Below are 20,711 nucleotides of genomic sequence, written 5' to 3'. Positions count from 1 at the left end.
GGAAGTGGAGTCGCGTGCCGGGTCCCCTGTGGCCGCTCAGCCGTCCTCGAGCCACCGTGCCGGCGGCGTCGATTTCTCGCGAAATCGCCGGGCCAATTCAACGCAGGCCGAACTCCCACCACCTACACACGCCGAGCTCCGACCACTCACGCAGTCGGCACCGCCGCGGGTTCTCGCGTGCGGTTCTCGCGAGGAAGGCCCGACGTTGTGTAGGTCGCTACCCGATGTCGGGCCTCCCGGAGCGAGCGCCGCGCGAGAGGTTCCGCCAAGCGACCACCCACACAACCCGACCGGGCAGCCCCGATCCTTCACCCGGAGCGGTCGCGCAGCCCGCGTATCCGTTCCAGCAACCGCTCCACGTTGTCCCTGCCGGAAACCGCCTCCTCCAACCTGCGGTTGACCAGCTGCAACTGCCGGTTGCGTTCCGCCGAGTCCAGTTTCAGCGCCTGGTCGATCTCGCGGAGCTCGCCCTCGATAGACTCCATCCGCTTGCTCAGCGCCTCGTCGAGCGCGAGCGACAACTGCTGTTCCGCCTCGATGAGCTGCTCGGAGACCAGTTGGTCCAGTGCCGAGCGCGCTTCGGAGATCGCGTCGCTGAGCCACTGCTTCATGTGCTGCTTGTCGGCCGCGTGCTTGCGGGTGCGGGCCATCCACCAGCCGGCTCCGAGCCCCAGCACGATCGTCACCGGCAGCACCACGGGATTCAGCGCTCCGACCCCGATACCGGCCAGCGGCATCGCCGCGGCGCGCCCGACTCCCAGCCCGCCGGAAACGCCCATGAAAACCAGCAGTTTGTCCTCGGCGGTGGGTGGCCTGCTCTCCGGCGGGCGCAGCGCCACCGGGGAGCGGTTACCGCGTGCGAACTGGGCACGGATCACGTTCAGCTCCGCCTCGCCGAACAGTTCGGCCAGCGAATCGCGGGCCACCTCGTCCAGGCGGTCCGAGAGCAGGGTGGCCACCCGCGTCGAGACCAGCTGCAGCGCCGAGTCCACCTGTCCGGGCAGCAGGGCCAGCTTGTCCCGGTCGGCGGTCTCGATCTCGCGGCGGAACCAGTTCTGCACCTCACGCACCCGGTCGGTGACCTCGTGACTGGTCTCCACGCGGGTGCGCTGAATCCGCCCGCGCAGTTTGACCTGCCAACCCCGGGTGGAGGACCGGCGCGCCGTCGCGAGCTCCTCCCGCCTGGCGCGCAGCGACTCCACCTCCTTCTCCCCGGCGGTGAGCGCCCGTTTCTCGTTCTCCAGGCCGGAGACGATCTCGGTGAGCACCGTGGATATCCCACGCATGGTGTTGGCCTCGCCGAGCATGGCGGAGTGGCCGGCGACCAGTTGCCGCAGCGCGGAACGCAGCTCGTCCACACCGGAGCGTTCCCGCAACATCGCCGCGCTCTCCGGCTCGGAGGAGCGTGCGGCGAGTTCGGCCATCCGGGCCGAGACCGGATATATCGGTACTTCGGCGAATCGCGGGGCGTGCGTGGCCAGCAGCTGCCGGTTCTCCTCCAGCACCCTGCGCCAGCCCCGGTGCCGATCCGTCTTGGTCAGCGCGAACAGCACGGTTTCCACGCGGTTGCTCACGCTGTGCAGGAAGTCCAGCTCGCCGCGATTGAACGGAGCCGAGGCGTCCGCCACGAACAGCAGCGCGGTCGCGGAAGCGGCGGCTTCGGCCGCCAGCTCGCCGTGCACCGCCTGCAGGCCGCCCACTCCCGGTGTGTCCACCAGCGTGAGTTCTCGCAGTGGTTCCAGCGGAGCGTCGACTCTGATGTATCTCGGTGGCAGCTCACCTGCCGGGAGTTCGCCCGCTCCCGAGGACCAGGCGCCCAGCTCGTCGATGTCGAACCGTACCGGTTCCTGTTCGCCGGGGTAGCACGCGTAACCGGCCCACTCGGTGCCGTGCTGGAACCACAGGTAGGTGGACGTGGCCACATCGGCATCCACAGGGGACAGATCCTGGCTGTCCAGCAGGGCGTTGACCAGGGAGCTTTTTCCCCGATTCGTCTCGCCGACCACCACCACACCCGGAACGGCGGTGCGCGAGTTCCTGATGCGCTCGATCCACTCGGCCGCCTCGGCGTCGACCTCCCGCACCAGCGCGGTCAGGTTCTCCCGGGTCTGCTTCACCTGGGTGGGCAGTTGCGAGGCCGCCGCCGCGTCGGCGCCCGGCAGGTTCGAGATCGGAGAGTTCGTGGTCATGACGCGCCGGACTCGCCGGAGGTCGTCGGCTCCGCACCGGAACTCTCGTGGTTCGACCGGTAGACCACCACGACGGGCGCCCGCAGCATCCGTCCCCGATCGGAGAACCCGAGAACCTCGGTCTCCGCGATGACACCGTCCAGCGAGTGGTCGCCGGTGGCGACCGTGCCCCCGGCCTCGTGCCTGGTCGGATCGAACCGTTCTCCGTCGGGACGTAACGCGGTTACCCCGACAGTGCTCATGCCCTCCGTCAGCCGTTCGGTGACGCCCGCGCTGAGCGTCCGGTCGAAGGCGTACATGCACAGTTCGATCAGCTTTTCCCGTTCCGCCAGTGCCTGGTCCAGCGGGTCGACGAGCGATTCGTTGCTCAAAGTGGCCATCAGTGTTTCCGAACTCCGTTGCGGCTTGCCCAACCCCAGGTCTCGGCCGAGGGACGCGGTATCAAGCCCCTGCTGCCGCCGCATTGGACGCGGCGGCGAGGCGTTCGGTTCCACCCGCGCGAGGAATTCCCACGCTCCGTTGGCCCGCAAGGGCGCGCCGAGCTCGCGGCACGGGCGGGAAGGCTCGGCGGGCAACCGAGCACTGCTCGACGCGTCCGAAGAGTCCGGTCACCCACGTGTCCCGCTGCGCAGCTGCTGCCACAGCAGGAAGTAGGCACGGTGCACCACGTGAGCCACCCGGCTCTGCGCCGGGGTGGAGCCCAGCGACGCGAACGAGCGCCACCAGTTGGCGCGCTCCATCGCGTACTCGATCATCCGGTCCGGGTTTCCCCCGAGCATCCCCAGCCGCTCGGACGGGTTGTTCGAGGCCCCCAGCCGCAGCACCTCGTCGAGCAGATCGCTCGGCAGCGTGACCTCACCCGAGGAGACCAACGTCAACACCTCCAGCAGCCGCAGCTGGTGCGCGTCGGGCCGGGCCAGCAGGGCTTCGATCCCGTCCTGGATCCGCCCGCGTTCCGCCGGGTCATCACTCCGCTGCGCCACCGCCGTCATGGACGACAGTCCCGCCGCCGCCTTGATGCCGTCGGCCCGGGCGCGGAAGACCGTGTTCAACCCGCGTGAGACCTCGGACAGGCCGGAGGACTCGTGCAGCACCCGGCGCAGTCCGCCCGCCGTGATGTCCGGATCTGCGGCTATGGCCTCCAGGGCACATCCGATGCCGTACAGATCGAGCAGCTCCAGCAGGCGGGCCCGGGTGCCCGTCGGCACGTCGCACTCCCACCCGGTGAACAGATCCGCGGAGATCAACAGGGTTTCCCTGGTCGCCTCGTCCAGCCCGGCCAGCCGGTGCAGCGCCTCGGCGTCGGAAGCGGTGAACATTCCCGTCTCGGCGGTCTCCGCGAGCAACCCGACCACCGGGAGCACGTCGGTCACCCGCGGTCCGAGCTGCCGGGCCTGCCTCTCCGCCAGCAGGCTCGCCGCGTGCCAAACGCTGCCGTCGCTGTCGCGCACCGACTCCGGCTCCACCGTGTCCGCCTTGTTCAGCACGGCCAACGCGTTCGCCGGACCCGCCGGGCGGTTGCCGGTCGCGGCGCCGAACGAGCTCAGCGCCCGCTGGTCGTCGGCCCGCACCGACTGCGTGACGACGTAGAGCACGGCCTCCGCCCCCGCCACCGCGCTCCGCGACACCGGGTCCAGTGACTCGGCACGTTCGTCCGGCTCCGCCGCCCCGCCCCCCGCTGTTCCGGATTCGCCCGGTACCGCCTCCTTGCCCAGCACAGCCTCGGTGCGTGCGACCGAGGAGTCGTCGGTCGAGCCCAGCCCCGGAGTGTCGATCACCGTCAGGTCGCGCAGCACCTCGTTGGTCAGGTATGCCTCCAGGTGCGAGACGCGTTCCCGCTCCACCCCCAGATCGGCCGGGATCGCCCCGTCGGGGTTGAACGGCAGGGACCGCTTGCCACCGTCGTGCAGGATCACCTCGACCCGATCCACCGTGCCGTACCGGAAACGGGTCACCACCCGCGTGCACTCGCCGACGTCGGTGGGCGCCACGTTGCGTCCGATCAGGGCGTTGACCAGCGTGGACTTGCCTGACTTGATCCTGCCCACCACCGCCAGCTGCAACGGTTCCCCGAGCCGGAGCAGCACCTCGTGCAATCCGTTCGCGGTGTCCGCGCCGACCCTGCCGCGCAGCTCGGCGCACAGCCGCGCGACCGCGTCCGACAACGGCCCGCGGGTTCGTTGCGTAGTCAACGGGCTCCTTCCGGGCGAGGTGCTGTCGACCCTCTGCCTCTCAAGTATGACCTCGTTTTCGACTCCGGAATGAGGCGACCGGCGACTCACCTGGCATAGCATCGGCGGACGTGCGGCGACTCAGTCTGTGGATGCGTGCGCATCCGAGCGTGGGCGATGTCTCGATCATGGTATTGCTGCTGTTGGTCGAGGTCGCCGCTGTGGTAATGGCTCGGGGCGCCGAGCATCTGATCGGTTTCTGGAGCGTCTCGGCGGGCGCGCTGCTGGTGTTCCCACTCGCGTTCCGGCGGAAGATGCCGGTGGTGGCGTCCTGCTCGGTGCTGCTCGGTCTGCTGGTCCAACTGCTCGGTCAGCACCCACCCCTCGTGCGTCCGGCTTCCCTTGCGGCGCTGATCATGCTCTACACCCTCGTCGGCTACGTCGGCAGGAAGCCGGCGGCCGGTTACGTCTCCGTTGTGCTGTTGATCTGGCTGTCGCCGGTCTACCTGCAGGCGCCGTCACGCCCCCTCACCTCGCTCGTGCTGCTCACGGTGCAGCTGGTGCTCGTGCTCGGTTTCTGCTGGGTGCTCGGTGAGTACTTCGGCGCGCGCCGGGCCTACCAGCGGGCGGTGGAGAACCGGCTGCGGGGCCTGGAGTTCGAGCGGGACCAGCAGGCCAGGATCGCCGTGGCCGAGGAGCGCAACCGCATCGCCAGGGAGCTGCACGACGTGCTGGCCCACTCGGTGAACGTGATGGTCACCCATGCCGACGGCGCCGCCTACGCCGTGCACAACGCACCGGACACCGCCGTGCGGGCGCTGCGGACGATCGGCGACACCGGCAGGGAGGCCCTCACCGAGCTGCGCGGCCTGCTCCAGGTGCTGCGTAACGAGGCCGAGGGCGACGAGAACGCCCACCGCAGTCCGCAGCCCGGCGTCGAGGGGGTGCGCGAGCTCGTGGAGCGGGTGCGCGGACTGGGTCTGCCGGTGACGTTGCGGGTCGAGGGCGATTTCGACCGGCTCCCCACGGGGCAGGGGCTGGGGATCTACCGCATCGTGCAGGAGTCGCTGACCAACGTGCTCAAGCACGCGGGCTGGAACGCCACGGCCACGGTGCTGCTGCGCGACGAGGACGACCGGGTCCGGATCGAGGTGACCGACAACGGGGCCAAGGGGGTGCTCGCGACGGACACCGCCCCGAGCGGCAACGGCGTCATCGGAATGCGCGAACGCGCGGCCGTCTACGGCGGGACCCTGGAGGCGGGGCCGGTGGCGGAGGGCGGCTGGCGGGTCCGCGCGGAACTTCCGCTGCTCGTGGAGTCCGCGACCGCGAGCTGAGCGGTGTACTCGGCTCCGCGCCGGGACGGCGTCGATTTCTCGCGAAATCGTCGGCCCTCGACGCGATGAGCGCCGAACGACCACTCCCGCGGTCGGCACGTGGCGACGTGAGGCTCACGTGGCGACTGGAGGGCGCCGCCGACCGAGCACTACGGAAACCGAGCCGGAAAATTCTGCTATAGGCTGACCGGCATGGTTCGGGTGGTGCTCGTCGACGACCAGGAACTCATGCGGGTGGGGCTGCGCATGGTGCTGGATGCCCAGGACGACGTGGAGGTGGTGGCCGAGGCCGACGACGGTGCCGCTGCGGTCGAACGATGCCGGGAACTCGCTCCCGACGTGGTGCTCATGGACGTCCGCATGCCCGGTATGGACGGCGTGCGCGCCACCGAGCTGATCGTGGGCGAGGAGCTCGCCAAGGTGCTCGTGATGACCACCTTCGACCTGGACGACTACGCGCTGTCCGCGCTGCGTGCCGGAGCGAGCGGGTTCCTGCTCAAGGACACGCCTCCGGCGGATCTGATCTCGGCGGTGCGTTCGGTCGACGAGGGCGACGCGGTCGTCTCGCCGAGCGTGACGCGCAGGCTGCTCGACCGTTTCATCGGAACGGGCGAGGCGAAGCTGCGCGACGACTCCGTACTGGAGTCGCTGACCGGGCGCGAGCGCGAAGTGCTGATCAACATGGCGCGTGGACTGTCCAACGGTGAGATCGCCGAACGCCTCTACCTCTCCGAAGCCACCGTCAAGACCCACATCGGCCGTATCCTGGCCAAACTCGAGCTGCGCGACCGGGTGCAGGCCGTGGTGCTCGCTTACGAGACGGGACTCATCCGCCCCGGCACGGAGTGATTTCCGGCGCTTCCGCACCGAGGACGCCCGGGGTGGCACCGTTCGGTGAGCGAGCTCGACTTCCAGTGCCTACCCTCCCCCTAACCGCCCTGGTGGGAGGGAGTTCTCATGTCCGAGACATTCGTCGTGGTCGGTGGTGGCCTGGCAGGCGCGAAGACCGTGGAGGCGCTGCGGGAGCGGGAGTTCCCCGGTCGTATCGAGTTGATCTGCGAAGAGGAGGCACCGCCCTACGAGCGTCCGCCGCTCTCCAAGGACTACCTGGCAGGCAGGGCCGAGGTGGCCGACTTCACCGTTCACCCCAGGGAGTGGTACGTCCGGAACGACGTCGAGCTGCGGCTGGGCACCCGGGCGACCGGGCTGCACCCCGGCAGCCACGAGGTCGAGCTGGCCGATTCCACCCGATTGGGCTACGACAAGCTCGTGCTCGCCACCGGATCCCGGCCCCGCAGGTTGCCGCTGCCCGGGGCGGATTCCCGTGGCGTGCACTGCCTGCGCAGACTGGGCGACGCCGATCGGCTCGCCGCAGCGCTACGGCGTGTGGGGCGGCTGGTGATCGTGGGTGCGGGCTGGATCGGTCTGGAGGTGGCCGCCGTGGCCCGGGGCTACGGGGTGGAGGTTCACGTGGTCGAAGCGGCACGCCAGCCCCTGCTGGCCGCGCTCGGGCCGCGAATGGGTGAGTTCTTCGCCGACCTGCACCGCGAGCACGGCGTCACGCTGCACCTTTCCTCCCACGTCTCCGAGATCATGGCTCCGTCCGGCGTCACCGGAGTACGGCTCACCGACGGATCCGAGCTACCCGCTGATGCCGTGCTGCTCGCGGTGGGGGCCCGACCGGAACTCACCCTGGCCGAGGCCGCCGGGCTGGACATCGACAACGGGGTGCTGGTCGACACCGGCCTGACCACCAGCGATCCGGACATTCTCGCCGTGGGTGACATCGCCGAGGTGCGGCATCCGTCCCTCGGCGGGCTCCGGGTGGAGCACTGGGCCAACGCGTTGAAACAACCCGCCGTGGCGGCGGCGACCATGTTGGGTCACTCGGCCTCCTACACCGAGTTGCCCTACTTCTTCACCGACCAGTACGACCTGGGTATGGAGTACCACGGCTTCGTGCCCGGTGACGTCGAGGAGCGGGTGGTGGTGCGTGGCTCACTGGCCGACCGGCGGTTCGTCGCCTGCTGGCTCGACAGCGCGGATCGGGTGCTCGCCGCCATGAACGTCAACGTCTTCGGGATGGCCGAATCGATCCGCGGCCTGATCCACTCCGGTGCCTCGGTGGTGCCCGAACGACTGACCGACACCGCCTACTCGTTGGACGACGTTGAAGCGCTGCGAAAACGTCCCGTCGGCAGTGCGTGACGGCGTCGGGGGCGCGTGACACGGGTGCGGCGCGTGACACGGGTTTCGCTCCCAGTAGTGCTCGCGTAGTGTTATTCGACTCGCGACCGACCCCCGCCACCGGGCCGAACGGATAGGCTGCTGTTGTGACCACGAGATCCAGCTGGAAACCGAGTCTTGTCGCCCTCGACGTGGACGGCACGATGGTGGATCCCGAGACGCAGCTGCTGTCCGACCCGGTGCGCCGGGCGGTGCGGCGGGTCGCTTCCTCGGGAAGCCACCTGGTCATCGCCACCGGTCGCAGCATGCTCGGTACGTTGCCGGTGCTCGATGAGCTCGGCGTCACCGACGGGGTGGCGCTGTGCTCCAACGGGGCCGTCCGGGTCGATGTGGCCGCGAGGGAAGCCGTCTCGGTGGAGACCTTCGATCCGCAGCCCGTGCACACCCGGCTCTCCCCGCTGCTGCCCGGTTCGCTGTTCGCCGCCGAACGGGTCGGGGTCGGCAGCATGGTGACCGCCCCGTTCACACCGGAGGAGCTGCACGGGCCGCAGTGGCACGCCGGGCTGGCCGAGCTGCTCGGCCAGCCGGTACCCCGTTTCATCGTGAACTGGGCCAACCGCGATCCGGCCGAGGTGTGGGGGCGGCTCGAAGGTGTCGAGCTGCCCGGGTGCACCTACACGATCGACCACTACGACCCGTGGGTGACCGTCGTCCCCGCGGGGGTGAGCAAGGCGGCCGCACTGGAGAAGCTCCGGCTGGAACTCGGGGTGTCCCCGGACGGCACCTTCGCGGCCGGGGACGGTGACAACGACCTCCAGATGCTGGAATGGGCGCACCACTCGGTGGCGATGGGGCAGGCACCCGCGACCGTGCGGCTCACCGCAGCCGAGGTGACGAGTCCGGTGACCCAGGACGGACTGGTTCCCGCCCTCGAACGCTGGTTCAGCCCCGAGTGAGCGCGTTCCGTGCTCACTCCCGTGGCGGGTTCGTGCCAGCGTTCTGCCTGATCGAGTGAGCGATTTCACCCCTGAGAGCGATCTCCGGAAAAGCGGCTCAGGGGGGTCAGGGGACACTACGACCTGAAGCGGATTCGGTTCTATACCCCGGGTGGACGCGGTGACGGCCGTTCGTCGGGCAGGCTGGTGGGTGACATGAGGCCGGATCACATTCCGGCCTGTCACCGGAATCCACAGGAGTGACGATGATCGAGGCTGTGGGCCTCACCAAACGCTACGGCTCCAAGCTGGCGGTCGACGATCTCTCGTTCACCGTCAAGCCCGGCAAGGTAACTGGGTTTCTCGGGCCGAACGGGGCGGGCAAGTCCACCACGATGCGCATGATGCTCGGTCTGGACCGACCCACGGCGGGCAAAGTCCTCATCGACGGCAAGCACTACACCGAACTCAAGAACCCGCTGCGCACACTGGGGGCGTTGGTCGACGCCAAGTGGGTTCACCCGAACCGGTCCGCCTACGCGCACCTCAAGTGGATGGCCAGGTCCAACGGCATCCCCACCAAGCGGGTGGACGAGGTGCTGGACATCGTCGGGCTCTCGGAGGTGGCTCGACGCCGGGCGGGCGGCTTCTCGCTCGGAATGTCCCAGCGGCTCGGCATCGCCACCGCGCTGCTCGGCGACCCCAAGATCCTGATGTTCGACGAGCCGGTCAACGGGCTCGACCCGGAGGGGATCCACTGGATCAGGCGGTTCATGCAGCGCCTGGCGGCCGAGGGGCGCACCGTGCTGGTCTCCAGCCACCTGCTTTCCGAGATGGCCCAGACGGCCGAGGAACTGGTCGTCGTGGGACGCGGCAAGCTCATCGCGCAGTGCAGCACCCAGGAGTTCGTGGAAAGCTCCAGCAGCACCTCGGTGAAGGTCCGCAGCCCGCAGGCCGATCAGCTCGGCGAGGTCCTCACCTCGAACGGGTTCTCCGTCACCCGCGAGAACCAGCAGGAGCGGGACACCCTGCTGGTGCCCGACGGCGCGACCGAGCAGGTCGGTGAGCTCGCCGCCAAGTACGACTGCGTACTGCACGAACTCACCGCGCAGCGTGCTTCGCTCGAGGAGGCGTTCATGCAGATCACCGGGCAGGAAGTGGAGTTCAGCACCGGGAAGTCCGGTGCGGAGGCTTCCGGCTCCCCGGGCGAGGCGTCGGTCGCGGCGGAGAAGTGACCCCGCACGACCAGTAGGTATCGAACAGTAGATATCGAACGGGGGAGACACGGCAGTCCTTCGCGGTAGCCCCGCAGCGGGTGCCGAGGACCCTGCCCGTGGTTGTCCCGGTACTGGGGGAACACGTGGTCCCGCCGCGTGGGACATCGACCCGGCCCCGACTTCTCGGGCCGCCCGAATCTCCCGGACACCAGGCGGAGCCGTGTTCGCACACCCCCGTTCGAAACGACAGACAGCCACGACCATTCGGCGACGCCGCGCGGAGCGGCTTCGTCGGTCACGAGCATCGGGATATTCGAAATGACATTGCTTGCAGTAGAACGGATGAAGCTTTTCACCACCCGGTCCCCGTGGTGGTGCCTGGCAGTGGCTCTGGCCCTGACCGTGGGATTCGGTGCGTTGTTCGCCGCCACGGCGCCGGAATCGCTCACGGTCAACGTCGGTGCTTCGCAGGTGGGTGGTCAGCTCGGCATGATGGTGGTCATGGTGCTGGCCGCGCTGGCCGTGACCACCGAGTACCGCTTCGGCACCATCAAGGCGACCTTCCAGGCGGTGCCGAACCGGAACGCGGTCATGCTGGCCAAGAGCACCGTGGTGGCCGCGCTGGCCTTCGTGATCGGTGAGCTCTCGGCCTTCGCGGCCTGGGGGGTCAGCTACCTCATCGCGGGCAACGAGGTCATGGCACTGGACGCGGGGCACGAATGGCGAAACGTGGCCGGGCTCGGGCTGGTCTACGCCGGTGCCGCGCTGTACGCCCTGGCGGTCGGCATGCTGGTGCGCCAGAGCGCCGGAGCGATCTCGCTCGTGCTCGTGTGGGCGCTGCTGGTCGAGTCGCTGGTCCAGCTGATTCCCAGGGTCGGTGACGACATCTACGACTGGATGCCCTTCGCCGCCGCCAACCGTTTCCTGCAGGACGGCGGGTCAACCGCACCGATGACCACCCAGATGCCCGAACCGCCGATCGGGCCGTGGGCCTCGCTGGTCTACTTCCTCGCGATCGGGATCGTGCTGCTGGTCGTCGGGATGGTCACCGTCCGGCAGCGGGACGCCTGAGGCGCTCGGACTGAACTCCGGTACGGGCGTGCGGCGCCCTGTGCGGTGCCGCACGTCGTTATCGAGCCCGGGGGAGATACTGCTCACCCCTACCGATAAGATCAAGAGAAATCGAACTTACCGCTGGTTGTGAGATCGAGCGGGCCGCAGGGGGCCTCGTTGTGCGCTCCCGGGGCGGTCACGCACAACCGGAAACCGACTGAACGGGCGCTCGGGGGTGCCTGTGGTCGGGACGGGGGAGGGCCAGGGCTGTCATTCGGGGGATGGCCCTGGCCCTGTATTTTTCGGGCCTCATCGATGTCTTCCGGTCGGGTCGTCGAGTTGTTCGCTCGGCGGAACCTCCGGCCGGTTCTCGCTCCGGGCGGCCCGACGTCGGGTAGATACCGCACGACGTCGGAGAGTCCTCGCGAGAGCGCGAGGCGGGAGAACCCGCGCGATCGGGGCGGTGTCCCATCGCGACGGAGCCGGTCGATGACGCCCCACAGTGGCCGTTTCGGTGATTGTGATCACATGACCCGTCCGTACCGTTTCGTTCGGTCGAACGGCTGATTGCGCTGCGGGATATGCGTTCTCGCTGGACCGTGTGAGGGGGCGCACATTCTTCGGAATGTTGCATACACCCACCGTGTCTGTGGTAACCCGTAAGGTAAGAGGTGTAGCTCCGGACTCCAATGTTTCCGGAGCGCATCCCTGGGGGTAAGGCCGCGAGTCGCCTACCCGAATCCGCTCGCGGCTCACGCGGAGGAGGGTGAAGCAGTGGTTCTGTCGAGTGAGTTTTCGTCGCTCAATCAAAAATCCGCCGAGGTCGCGGAGGACGCCGGGAATACCGGAGTCGCAGGCAACACCGAAGTCACAGGCAACACCGAAGTCACAGGCAACACCGAAGTCACAGGGGACGCCGAAGCAGCCGGGGACAACGAGGACGTACGACTGATTCCCATTCCCAGGCTGGAGTGGTCGCTGGCAACCGAGTCGAACCAGCCCGAGGGCGAGGCGGGTTCCCCCGAGTCGGTTCGTACCGGATGGGTGCACACCGCTCCGCAGGACCAGGTGCTGGATCTGTTCCGCAGACTCGGCGGCCCCGAAGGGCGCCTTCCGGCGCCCTGGTGGCTGCACGCGTTGCACCGGGGCGAGATCGACACCCGAGCCGAGGCGTTCCGGTTCGAGGACGACCTCCACGCGCTGTTGATCGCTCGTCCCGGCTGGGTGTTCGTGCCCTGGTCCACGGCGGGTGAGATCGGTTACTGGGAGTACGGTCCTTCCGATCGTCCGCCGATGTCGGTACCGACCACGGTCACGCTGACCGATCAGCATCCGGGATGGATCAACATCGTGCCCGCCCAGACGGACGGGTCGGCAACACCACGGGTGCCCGCACCGGGGGTCAGCGAGCTGGCCGCGATTCTGCCTCGAATCGAGTCCTGGTGATGTGCTCGTGATGATGTGCCGGTAGTGCTTCGCGGAGTGGGTCGGTTCGGTTGTCGGAGATGGATCTCCGGCGCCGAACGACCACCCGTGAGTACCGAACGATCCCCCACGTGATCGCACCACCGAGAGGGGCACCACGTGGGTATCCCGACGGTGTCGAGGCCCTGACGAACCGGGACCGAGCCCCGCTGCGGTGGCCTCTCCCGGCTCCGCGACCCGATTTGCGATACTGACTCGACGTGAGTGCTTCCGACCAGCAGATTCCACACCGCCGCACGGTCGTCAGTTACGTGCAGCGCGGCGAGCGGATGACGACCGGGCAGCAGCGCGCGTGGGATCGGTACTGGGGCGAGTTCGGCCACGACATCTCCGAACTGCCCGAGGGGCCGCTCGACACCACCGGTTGGTTCGGTCGAGCCGCGCCGCTGGTGCTGGAGGTCGGTTCCGGCATGGGGGAGACGACGGCCCAGCTGGCCGCGGCCCGGCCGGAGCACGACCACCTGGCCGTCGAGGTCTACAAGCCCGGGCTGGCCCAGTTGCTGGCACGTGCCGAGAACCTCGGCATCGACAATCTCCGGTTGCTGCGTGGTGACGCGACGGTACTGCTGCGGGAACACTTCACGGCGGAGACGTTGAGCGAGGTGCGCGTCTTCTTCCCGGACCCGTGGCCCAAGAAACGCCATCACAAGCGGCGGCTGGTCCAACCCGATTTCGTGGCGCTGGTCGCCTCGCGGTTACGTCCCGGTGGGGTGCTGCACCTGGCTACCGACTGGGAGAGCTACGCCGAGCAGATGATGGAGGTCTGCACCGCGGAACCGAACCTGCGGAACCGCTGGGCGGACTTTCCGGGGGGATGGGCGCCTCGGCCGGAGTGGCGACCGGTGACCAAGTTCGAGAACCGCGCTCATTCCGAGGGGCGTGAAGTACACGATCTGATCTTCGAGCGTGTCTGATCGAAGTTTTCCTGTCGGGTTGGTGGGTCGCTCGTTCGGCGGAACCAGGGCGGCAACGGACTACGTCGGTCGGCAGCACGGCAGGGTAGATCGGCAACCCCGCAGGGTCGGTCGGCAACCCCGCAGGAAAAACCCCGCAGGAAAACAGTGGAGAAGGGATAACCTCGGCACCTCGCTCGAGGTTGACCGGCGCGATCCGTTTCGACAGGCGTGGCGACGGTAGGCGGTTCACCCGAACCCGGGCTTGTGAGCCCGAACGCGTACCTCGCACACCTGTGCCCCTCTCGTCTTCGACCGCGCCGGATGTGAAATCGACCTGTCGTTCGGCGGTCACAACGGATCACCGGTCAACGTCCGTGGTGGAACACCTCCCAGAGGTCGGGCAGCGTCGCGCTGAGCGCCATCAGCACCAGTACAGCCAGTGCCAGTACCGTCCCGATGACGGATAACGTGGTGATCACTGTGTCGCTCCTTTCGTGTCGCCGGTCGTGCCCCGCCCCGCACCCGTGCCGGTAATGGGGCCCGTGCCCGTGACGCCACGCGAGCCGCCACGCGAGCCGCCACGCGAGCCGTTGGGGACGACCGCCGCTTACTGCGTTGCGTCACCGAGCGTGACTGTCGTTCGTCACGTGTTGTATCGGCCATGTGGTTATTTCCCGCCGGCCGATCGGCCAAGGGGCACGGGCGTTCGTCCCGGTTAAAGTTCGGGTGTGCTGCCTTGGTCCGGTCGCTCCTCCATCACTCGGCCCAGTCCCGAGCAGCAGGGACGGTGGTCGGTCCGAATCCTGTCGCGGCGCACGGTGGGTGCGCTTCGGGAGCAGTGGATCTTCGCGGCACTGTTGCTGCTCACCTGGCTCGGTGAGCTGGCCCACACGTTGGATGCCGGTTTTCCGGAGCTGGGACGCATCCCGCTGATCACGGTGATGGTGCTGCTCGCGCTGGCCGCGCGGTGGTACCCGGTCAGGTGCGGTCTGCTCGGCGCGTGCACGTTGTTGCTCGGGGTGGTGCTCTCCTGGGCTCCCGGGTTCGAACCGGGCCCCGGACTGCTCGCGAATGTCTCGATCACCGAGAACCTCGCGGGCCTGCTGCTCGTTGTCTACGCGTTCCGCGCCCTGCCCCGGGACAGGGCGGCCCTGGTCACCGCCGCTCTGGTGGGCTCCTGCCTGGCGGCCCTGTTCCTGCGGGACGGTTCGTCGATGATCGTCCCGATGAGCAGGAGTCTGGAGCTCGGATTCCTGCAGCTGGCGCTCGCGGTGGGCACCGGTATGTACCTGCGGGACAACAGCGAACACCGGGTCGCCCGGACCCCGATCGTCGAACTGTTGCGTGAACAGTGGCCGATCATCGCCGTGCTGTCCGTTCTGCTGTTCATGCAGGTGGCCGGGACCAACTTCGCCTTCATAACCTCCGGTTCCGTGATGCTGACGGTCAGCTCCGTGCTCATGTCGGTGCTCGCGGTGTTCGCCCCGCTCCGTCCGGTGCAGGCGGCGCTGTTCGGCGCGCTGACCGTCGTGCTCACCACGGTGCTGGGCTGGCTGTTCGACGTGGCGGGGATACGGGTCGCCATAGCCGGACTCCCCGGCGTGGGTGCGCTCCCGGCGTCGGTCGTCGCTGCCGGGATGCTGCTCGTGGCCTTCGCGGTCCGGCTGACCTCTTCACGTGAGGCCACCGTGGCCACCGGTGCTCTCACGGTCTCGGGCGTGTTCGGTGCGGTTTTCACCCCGTGGAGGGAGTACAGTGAGCCGCTGTCCCAGCTCCTCGGTGTGCTTTTCCTGGGTGCGGTCCTGCTGGTACTGGCGGTCGGCACCGGGATGTACTTTCGCGCCCGCGACGAGGACCGGGCCCGCGCGGTTCGTGCGGCGGTGAAGGGGGCGCAGCAGGACGAGCGGATGGCGTTGGCCCGTGAACTGCACGACGTGGTCGCACATCACGTCACCGGGATAGTGGTGCAGGCACAGGCCGCCCTCAAGGTCGCCGAGAAGAACCCGAGAGCCGCGGGCGAGGCGTTGGAGCGGATCTCGTCCAGCGGTACCGAGGCCCTCACGGCCATGCGGCGGCTCGTCGGCAGCATGCGCGACACCGAGAACGACTCGTTCTCCGCACTGGAGACGGAGCCCACCGCCGATCTGGAAGCCGACCTGCGGAAACTGGTCGAGCACAGCACGCGCGACGCTTCGGGGAAGCGAATCGAGTTGGACGTGCGGTTGACGAGGGACGTGCCGCAGGAAGTGGGACGTTCGGCACTGCGACTCGTCCAGGAGGCGATCACCAACGCCGAGAAGCACGCTCTCGACGCCGACCTGGTCACGATTTCGGTCAACACCGCGAACGAGCAGCTGCTGGTCGAGATCACCGATGACGGAACAACTCCCAGCGGGCAGCCGCCGGGCGGTTCCGGTGGATACGGTTTGGTCGGCATGCGGGAGCGAATCGAACTGCTCGGTGGTCGGTTGAGCGCGGGACCGGAGCGGGGTCGCGGTTGGCGAGTCGAGGCTCGGCTGCCGTTGACGGATACGGAGGAGAAGCGGGCATGATCCGGGTACTGATCGCCGACGACCAGGAAATGGTCCGAGCCGGATTCCGGATGATCCTGGACAGTGAGGACGACATCCGGGTGGTCGGCGACGCGGGCAACGGGCACGACGCCGTTCGGCTCGCACGCGAACTGCGTCCGGACGTCTGCCTCATGGACATCCGGATGCCGGGCATCGACGGTCTGGAGGCCACCGGACTGCTCGCCGGTGAGGAGGCGACCGACCCCATCAGGGTCGTCGTGGTGACGACCTTCGACCTGGACGAGTACGTCGCCACCGCGCTCAACAACGGTGCCAGCGGTTTCCTGCTCAAGGACGCCGGACCGGCGCTGCTGGTGGAGGCGGTGCACGCCGCCGCACGCGGTGACGCCCTGGTCTCACCGCAGATCACCGTGCGGTTGCTCCGGCACTTCCACGAGTCCGGCTCGCACCGCGACCGCGCGGCGGACAGGCCCAGGGAGGAGCTGACCGGCAGGGAACACGACGTGGTCCGCGCGGTGGCCCGCGGACTGACCAACACCGAGGTGAGTGCCGAGCTCTACATGTCGCTGTCCACCGTGAAGTCCCACCTGGCCTCGGTGCAGGGCAAGATAGGGGCGCGCAACCGGGTGGAGATCGCGGCCTGGGCGTGGCGCACCGGGCGGATGAGTGACTGACCGGGTCGCGATCCGGCCACGGCCGGGGAGTAGTGGGTCGGGGAGCGGGACCGAATCCGGCTCGCCGCGGTGTTCCCGGTCCGCTGCGGGAGTGGCGGCGGGATCGTACGGGAAGTGTGCGAGCACCGGCCGTTCGGCGGATCTGATCTGGCCGAACTGCCGAGGTGAAGGCCCAGAACGGCGCGCATGCTGGAGTCATGACGCGACACGTGCAACCCCGAGCCCTGCTGCGATCCCGAGCCCTGCTGCGTCCGCTGGCTCCGCTGCGATCACTGGTCCCGTCGCGGTCGCGAGACCACTCCCGCGAAGGCGGGAGCCCGCCGCTGCCGCGACGTTCCGTCGGTAAGGAGCCCACCTCCGGACCGCGGGTCCGTGAGCTCTCGGCCGCCGCGCGAAGACTCCGTGAGGGCCTGATCTGTGCGGCGCTGTCGTGCGGCATGCTCGCCGCGGGGTTGGTGATGTTTCACATTATGAACGCGCTGGGGCCGTAGCGGCGGAGTCCGGATAGCCGTGAAGAACTCGTTTCGTCCGGACACCGTGATGCGCGCGAATCGAGCGGCCCGGTTGTGCCCGCATCGTCTAGGTTGCTTCGCAACCTAGATAGCTTTACTATCCATGGCATGGACGAGGTCATCTGGCCGGCACAATGGCTGCGCGGCGTACTGCGGCTCATGGTGTTGGCCGTGATCGCGGAGGGGCCGACTTACGGATACGAGATCACCCAGAGGTTGCAACGGGCCGGTTTGGGCCACCTCAAGGGTGGAACGTTGTATCCACTGTTGAGGAGGCTCGCCGAGGAGGGGGCTGTCGTCGCGCGATGGCACGAGAGTGAAACCGGCCCGGGACGCAAGTACTTCTACCTCACGCGCTACGGGGTCGAACAGCTGGAACAGGAGCGATACAGGTGGATCGAGTTCACGAATCGCACCACAACACTTCTCGACGAAGCTACGGCGGAGAACGGGGAATGATCGAACTGGACAGCTATCTCCGGGAATTCTCATCCACTGCTCGTGAGCGACGTGTCAAGGGGCAGAGAATCGGAGAGTTGGTCGCCGAGATCGAGACCCATGTCGAAGACACGGCTGAGGATCCACGTGAAACATTCGGGGATCCGAAGAAGTATGCTGTAATGTGCTCTTCCGATGAGCGTCTGATTCCACTGCCTTCCTATGGGCGTTGTTTCGGCTCGTTTCTCGGCTTCCTGCTGGGCGTTTTCCTCGTTCTGGTAGCGCTCCATCGTTTCGTTGGCGGAAGTGTGCTCCAGCTCGGCTGGGGTTTTCTTCTTCCGATGGGAGCGTGTGTAATCATCGCATCGCTGCTGGCTCTTGGGTATCGTCGAGACCCTCGCGGTGCGCCGTTGGTTTTTCCCGCGCTGTTGGCTGTAGCCACGATGCTGCAGCCGCACAACTCCTGGGGCGCGGGATTTACGGTTCCGTTTCCTGTGGCCGCTTCGGCAGGATTGATACTCATTGTGGGCAGCATGGTTGTATTTTTACTGGGGCTGCCTCGATCCGGTCCGATCATCGATCCCGGCGGCGATGACCGAACCTCGCTCGGTCGTCCCGTGCTCGCTACGGTGGTCGGAAATATCGTTATCGGTGGGATTATTGTCGCCTTCGCGTTGTTCAACAGCTGGATGGGTTTTTGACCGCACGCGATGACGAGCGTGACTGAGGTGGTGTGCGGTCCACAGCTGGGGCCATCACCTCGGTCGGTTTGCGTGCCGGGCAGCTTCCGGCCCGTAGCTCGCCGGTTGGACAATGCGGTCATGCCGATCGCTCGACGCCTGCGCGCCCCGCTGATGCTTCCCTGCGACGAGACCTGTTCGGTCTCGCGCGACGCTGTCGTGGACATCGACGAGCAGGGCAGGTTGGGCTATTGCGGTCCGCGTGTCTCGGCTCCCGAACCGGACCCGAACACCGTCGTGCAGGACTGTCCCGGGCTGTTGCTGCCGGGAATGGTCAACTCCCACGCGCACACACCCATGACGCTGTTGCGGGGCATCGGAGGTGAGCTGCCGCTGCTGCGCTGGTTGCGGGAAGCGGTCTGGCCCGCCGAGTCCCGGCTGCGGGCCTCGGACATCCGGGACGGCATGCGGCTCGGCAGCCTGGAGATGCTCAGCGCGGGAGTGACCACCAGCGCGGAGATGTACTTCGCGCCCGAAGCCGTCGCCGAGGCGGTACTCGAAGTGGGCTCGCGTGCGGTGATCGCCTCCGCCGTGATCGACACTCCTGATCTCGGTGACCTGGGTGGTTGGCAGGGCATGGTGGACGGGGTCAGCCGCTGGATCGACAGTGACGGGCTGCGCTTCGGACCGGGCGAGCGCGTGGAGCTCGCCTACGGGCCGCACTCCGCCTACACCCTCCCGCCGGAGGCCCTGCGGCTGATCGGCGAACAGGCACGCGAACGCGGCGCGCTGGTGCACACCCACGTGGCCGAAGCCGCCGACGAGGACGTGGAACAGCGACGTGCCCACGGTTCCGTGCCGCGTATGCTCGCCGAGCTCGGGGTGCTGGAGGGGCGTTTCCTGGCCGCCCACGGGGTGCATCTCGACGACACCGACATCGTCACCCTCGCCGAGCACGGCGCGGGCGTGGCCCACTGTCCCGGTTCCAACGCGAAACTCGCCTCCGGCACGGCCCGGTTCGTCGATCTGCTGCGGGCCGGGGTGCCGGTCGGGCTCGGCACCGACGGCCCGTCCAGCAACGACGATGTCGATCTCCGGGAGGAGATCCAGCTCGCCGGCATGCTCGCTCGGCTGCGGGATGGCGATGCCAACGCGGTCGGTGCGGCGGAGCTGCTGCTCGCCGCCACCAGGGGCGGTGCGCGGGCCCTGCACCGTACCGACATCGGGGTGTTGGAACGCGGCCGCTGGGCCGATGTCGTCCAGCTGGACCTGGACACCCCGGCTTTCGTGCGCGGCGCCGACACCACGGACGAGCGCATCCTATCCAACCTGGTGTGGGCGGCGGGAGCCGACCGCGTGCGCGATGTCTGGGTGGCCGGTGAGCACGTGTTGCGCGCGGGGGAGCCCACTCGGGTGGAACGGGACTCGGTGTTGCGGTCCGCGCGTGCGGCGGCACGCCGAATCGAGAGCTGAGCCCACCCGGTTGATCCCGCCCGGATGCGGTGCTCCTCGGCTCCGTCATCGCTCCGCGGTTCCGTCGTGCCGGTTTGTCATCGGCCGACTCCCGGCGGGAGCGGGCCGGTCAGCCGTCCGGCCGCAGCACTATCTCCGTCATGTGCGCGTCCGATCCGGCCCGAACGCTGGAGACCACCGTGTCGGCGACCGATTCCGGCCGCAGATAGCGCTCCGGCTCGAAGGCACCGCCCTCGGACTCGCGCACCTCGCGTTGCATGTCGGTGGCGACACGTCCGGGGAACACCGAGGTCACCCGGATTCCATTGGTGGCCTCTTCGCCGCGCAGCACGTCCGCGTAGGCGCGCAGCGCGAACTTGCTGGCGGCGTAGGAGCCCCAGTTCGGTTTGGCGGCCATGCCCGCGCCGGAGTTGATCAGCACCACGTGTCCGGCGGAAGCTCGCAGTGCCGGCAGCAGTGTCCTGGTCAGCTCGGTTACGGCGAACAGGTTGAGTTCGAAGGTGCGTCGCCACGAGTCGACCCCGGTGTCGGAGACCGAGCCGAGCTCGATCATGCCCGCACTGTGCACCAGCACGTCGAGGTTCTCGATCCCGGCCGCCGCGGCCGCTATCCCCTCGTAGTCGGTGAGTTCGGCGGGCCAGGGGCTCGCGCCGGGCAGGTCCGCCGCGAGCTTTCGTAGGGTTTCCTCGTCGCGGCCACCGAGCAGGAGGTCGTGGGTTTCGGAGAGCCGGTGTGCCACCGCCGCTCCCACACCCCGTGAAGCGCCCGTGACCAGTGCGGTCGGTCGTGAAGTCATCTCGATTACGGTAGCGCCGCCACCACGGTGAACGCCGCACGCCCCGGTCGTGTCGGGGACCGGAAGTCCCCGACACGACCGGTCGGTTGCCACACTCCCGTCACCGGCCCGCGCGTCCCGGAAGTGCGGCGGCG

18 protein-coding genes are annotated in these 20,711 nt (G+C 68.2%); 14 read left to right on the top strand and 4 right to left on the bottom strand.

Annotated features, from left to right (window positions below; all coding sequences use genetic code 11):
• Positions 1-308: 308 nt before the first annotated feature.
• The 3 genes from BM394_RS10375 to BM394_RS10365 form a co-directional block, all read right to left on the bottom strand.
• Positions 309-2,189 (bottom strand): dynamin family protein, encoded by a 1,881-nt coding sequence (locus BM394_RS10375; RefSeq protein ID WP_092977171.1) that lies wholly within the window; start codon positions 2,187-2,189, stop codon positions 309-311.
• Positions 2,186-2,569 (bottom strand): nucleotide exchange factor GrpE, encoded by a 384-nt coding sequence (gene grpE, locus BM394_RS10370; RefSeq protein WP_092977169.1) that lies wholly within the window; start codon positions 2,567-2,569, stop codon positions 2,186-2,188. Before grpE ends, BM394_RS10375 begins: the two co-directional genes overlap by 4 nt.
• Positions 2,570-2,797: 228 nt before the next feature.
• A complete protein-coding gene (locus BM394_RS10365) occupies positions 2,798-4,381 on the bottom strand; it encodes a dynamin family protein (protein WP_217643432.1) in 1,584 nt (527 codons plus the stop codon).
• A gap of 110 nt (positions 4,382-4,491) precedes the next feature.
• Here BM394_RS10365 and BM394_RS10360 point away from each other — a divergent pair, with 110 nt between their 5' ends.
• The 14 genes from BM394_RS10360 (at position 4,492) to BM394_RS10295 (ending at position 19,781) form a co-directional block, all read left to right on the top strand.
• Positions 4,492-5,697: a sensor histidine kinase gene (locus tag BM394_RS10360; protein ID WP_245780092.1), complete on the top strand. Its 1,206-nt coding sequence runs from the start codon at positions 4,492-4,494 to the stop codon at positions 5,695-5,697.
• 192 nt (positions 5,698-5,889) lie between these two features.
• The gene (locus BM394_RS10355; RefSeq protein WP_092977163.1) at positions 5,890-6,546 is read left to right on the top strand and encodes a response regulator; all 657 of its coding nucleotides are present in this window, start codon (positions 5,890-5,892) and stop codon (positions 6,544-6,546) included.
• A gap of 108 nt (positions 6,547-6,654) precedes the next feature.
• Entirely contained in the window at positions 6,655-7,905 is a 1,251-nt protein-coding gene (locus BM394_RS10350) for an NAD(P)/FAD-dependent oxidoreductase (RefSeq protein WP_092977161.1), read from the top strand.
• A 125-nt stretch (positions 7,906-8,030) separates the two neighbouring features.
• Positions 8,031-8,840, top strand: a complete 810-nt coding sequence (locus tag BM394_RS10345; protein WP_092977159.1) for an HAD family hydrolase — start codon at positions 8,031-8,033, stop codon at positions 8,838-8,840.
• A 245-nt stretch (positions 8,841-9,085) separates the two neighbouring features.
• Positions 9,086-10,054 (top strand): ABC transporter ATP-binding protein, encoded by a 969-nt coding sequence (locus BM394_RS10340; protein WP_092977266.1) that lies wholly within the window; start codon positions 9,086-9,088, stop codon positions 10,052-10,054.
• Positions 10,055-10,354: 300 nt separating this feature from the next.
• Positions 10,355-11,107, top strand: a complete 753-nt coding sequence (locus BM394_RS10335) for a hypothetical protein (protein ID WP_092977157.1) — start codon at positions 10,355-10,357, stop codon at positions 11,105-11,107.
• A 756-nt stretch (positions 11,108-11,863) separates the two neighbouring features.
• On the top strand, positions 11,864-12,535 hold the full coding sequence (locus BM394_RS10330) for a hypothetical protein (protein WP_245780091.1): 672 nt from the start codon (positions 11,864-11,866) through the stop codon (positions 12,533-12,535).
• A 239-nt stretch (positions 12,536-12,774) separates the two neighbouring features.
• Positions 12,775-13,488 carry a tRNA (guanosine(46)-N7)-methyltransferase TrmB gene (gene trmB / locus BM394_RS10325; RefSeq protein ID WP_092977155.1) on the top strand — a complete coding sequence of 238 codons (714 nt, stop codon included), beginning with the start codon at positions 12,775-12,777 and terminating at the stop codon, positions 13,486-13,488.
• Between the two features lie 710 nt (positions 13,489-14,198).
• A complete protein-coding gene (locus BM394_RS10320) occupies positions 14,199-16,022 on the top strand; it encodes a sensor histidine kinase (protein WP_139235191.1) in 1,824 nt (607 codons plus the stop codon).
• On the top strand, positions 16,019-16,678 hold the full coding sequence (locus tag BM394_RS10315) for a response regulator (protein WP_092977151.1): 660 nt from the start codon (positions 16,019-16,021) through the stop codon (positions 16,676-16,678). The genes BM394_RS10320 and BM394_RS10315 overlap by 4 nt, the downstream gene beginning before the upstream one ends.
• Positions 16,679-16,875: 197 nt before the next feature.
• Positions 16,876-17,169: a hypothetical protein gene (locus tag BM394_RS10310; RefSeq protein ID WP_092977149.1), complete on the top strand. Its 294-nt coding sequence runs from the start codon at positions 16,876-16,878 to the stop codon at positions 17,167-17,169.
• Between the two features lie 129 nt (positions 17,170-17,298).
• Positions 17,299-17,649 carry a PadR family transcriptional regulator gene (locus BM394_RS10305; protein ID WP_092977147.1) on the top strand — a complete coding sequence of 117 codons (351 nt, stop codon included), beginning with the start codon at positions 17,299-17,301 and terminating at the stop codon, positions 17,647-17,649.
• Positions 17,646-18,329, top strand: coding sequence for a hypothetical protein (locus BM394_RS22380; RefSeq protein ID WP_139235190.1), 684 nt, complete (start codon positions 17,646-17,648; stop codon positions 18,327-18,329). The genes BM394_RS10305 and BM394_RS22380 overlap by 4 nt, the downstream gene beginning before the upstream one ends.
• Before the next feature lie 120 nt (positions 18,330-18,449).
• Positions 18,450-19,781 (top strand): amidohydrolase family protein, encoded by a 1,332-nt coding sequence (locus BM394_RS10295; RefSeq protein WP_175530047.1) that lies wholly within the window; start codon positions 18,450-18,452, stop codon positions 19,779-19,781.
• Between the two features lie 109 nt (positions 19,782-19,890).
• Here the strand turns inward: BM394_RS10295 and BM394_RS10290 are convergent, their stop codons facing one another.
• Positions 19,891-20,577 carry an SDR family oxidoreductase gene (locus BM394_RS10290; protein WP_092977143.1) on the bottom strand — a complete coding sequence of 229 codons (687 nt, stop codon included), beginning with the start codon at positions 20,575-20,577 and terminating at the stop codon, positions 19,891-19,893.
• Between the last annotated feature and the right edge of the window lie 134 nt (positions 20,578-20,711).

This window comes from Actinopolyspora lacussalsi subsp. righensis, assembly GCF_900116555.1.
Classification (GTDB): domain Bacteria; phylum Actinomycetota; class Actinomycetes; order Mycobacteriales; family Pseudonocardiaceae; genus Actinopolyspora; species Actinopolyspora lacussalsi.
This window is presented reverse-complemented; position numbering and strand designations above follow the sequence as displayed.

Bases quoted from the DNA above. Each gene is read 5' to 3' on its own strand.
- BM394_RS10375 (WP_092977171.1), bottom strand. From the start codon at position 2,189: ATGACCACGAACTCTCCGATCTCGAACCTGCCGGGCGCCGACGCGGCG.
- grpE (WP_092977169.1), bottom strand. From the start codon at position 2,569: ATGGCCACTTTGAGCAACGAATCGCTCGTCGACCCGCTGGACCAGGCA.
- BM394_RS10355 (WP_092977163.1), top strand. From the start codon at position 5,890: ATGGTTCGGGTGGTGCTCGTCGACGACCAGGAACTCATGCGGGTGGGG.
- BM394_RS10350 (WP_092977161.1), top strand. From the start codon at position 6,655: ATGTCCGAGACATTCGTCGTGGTCGGTGGTGGCCTGGCAGGCGCGAAG.
- BM394_RS10340 (WP_092977266.1), top strand. From the start codon at position 9,086: ATGATCGAGGCTGTGGGCCTCACCAAACGCTACGGCTCCAAGCTGGCG.
- BM394_RS10335 (WP_092977157.1), top strand. From the start codon at position 10,355: ATGACATTGCTTGCAGTAGAACGGATGAAGCTTTTCACCACCCGGTCC.
- BM394_RS10315 (WP_092977151.1), top strand. From the start codon at position 16,019: ATGATCCGGGTACTGATCGCCGACGACCAGGAAATGGTCCGAGCCGGA.
- BM394_RS10310 (WP_092977149.1), top strand. From the start codon at position 16,876: ATGACGCGACACGTGCAACCCCGAGCCCTGCTGCGATCCCGAGCCCTG.
- BM394_RS10305 (WP_092977147.1), top strand. From the start codon at position 17,299: ATGGACGAGGTCATCTGGCCGGCACAATGGCTGCGCGGCGTACTGCGG.
- BM394_RS22380 (WP_139235190.1), top strand. From the start codon at position 17,646: ATGATCGAACTGGACAGCTATCTCCGGGAATTCTCATCCACTGCTCGT.
- BM394_RS10295 (WP_175530047.1), top strand. From the start codon at position 18,450: ATGCCGATCGCTCGACGCCTGCGCGCCCCGCTGATGCTTCCCTGCGAC.
- BM394_RS10290 (WP_092977143.1), bottom strand. From the start codon at position 20,577: ATGACTTCACGACCGACCGCACTGGTCACGGGCGCTTCACGGGGTGTG.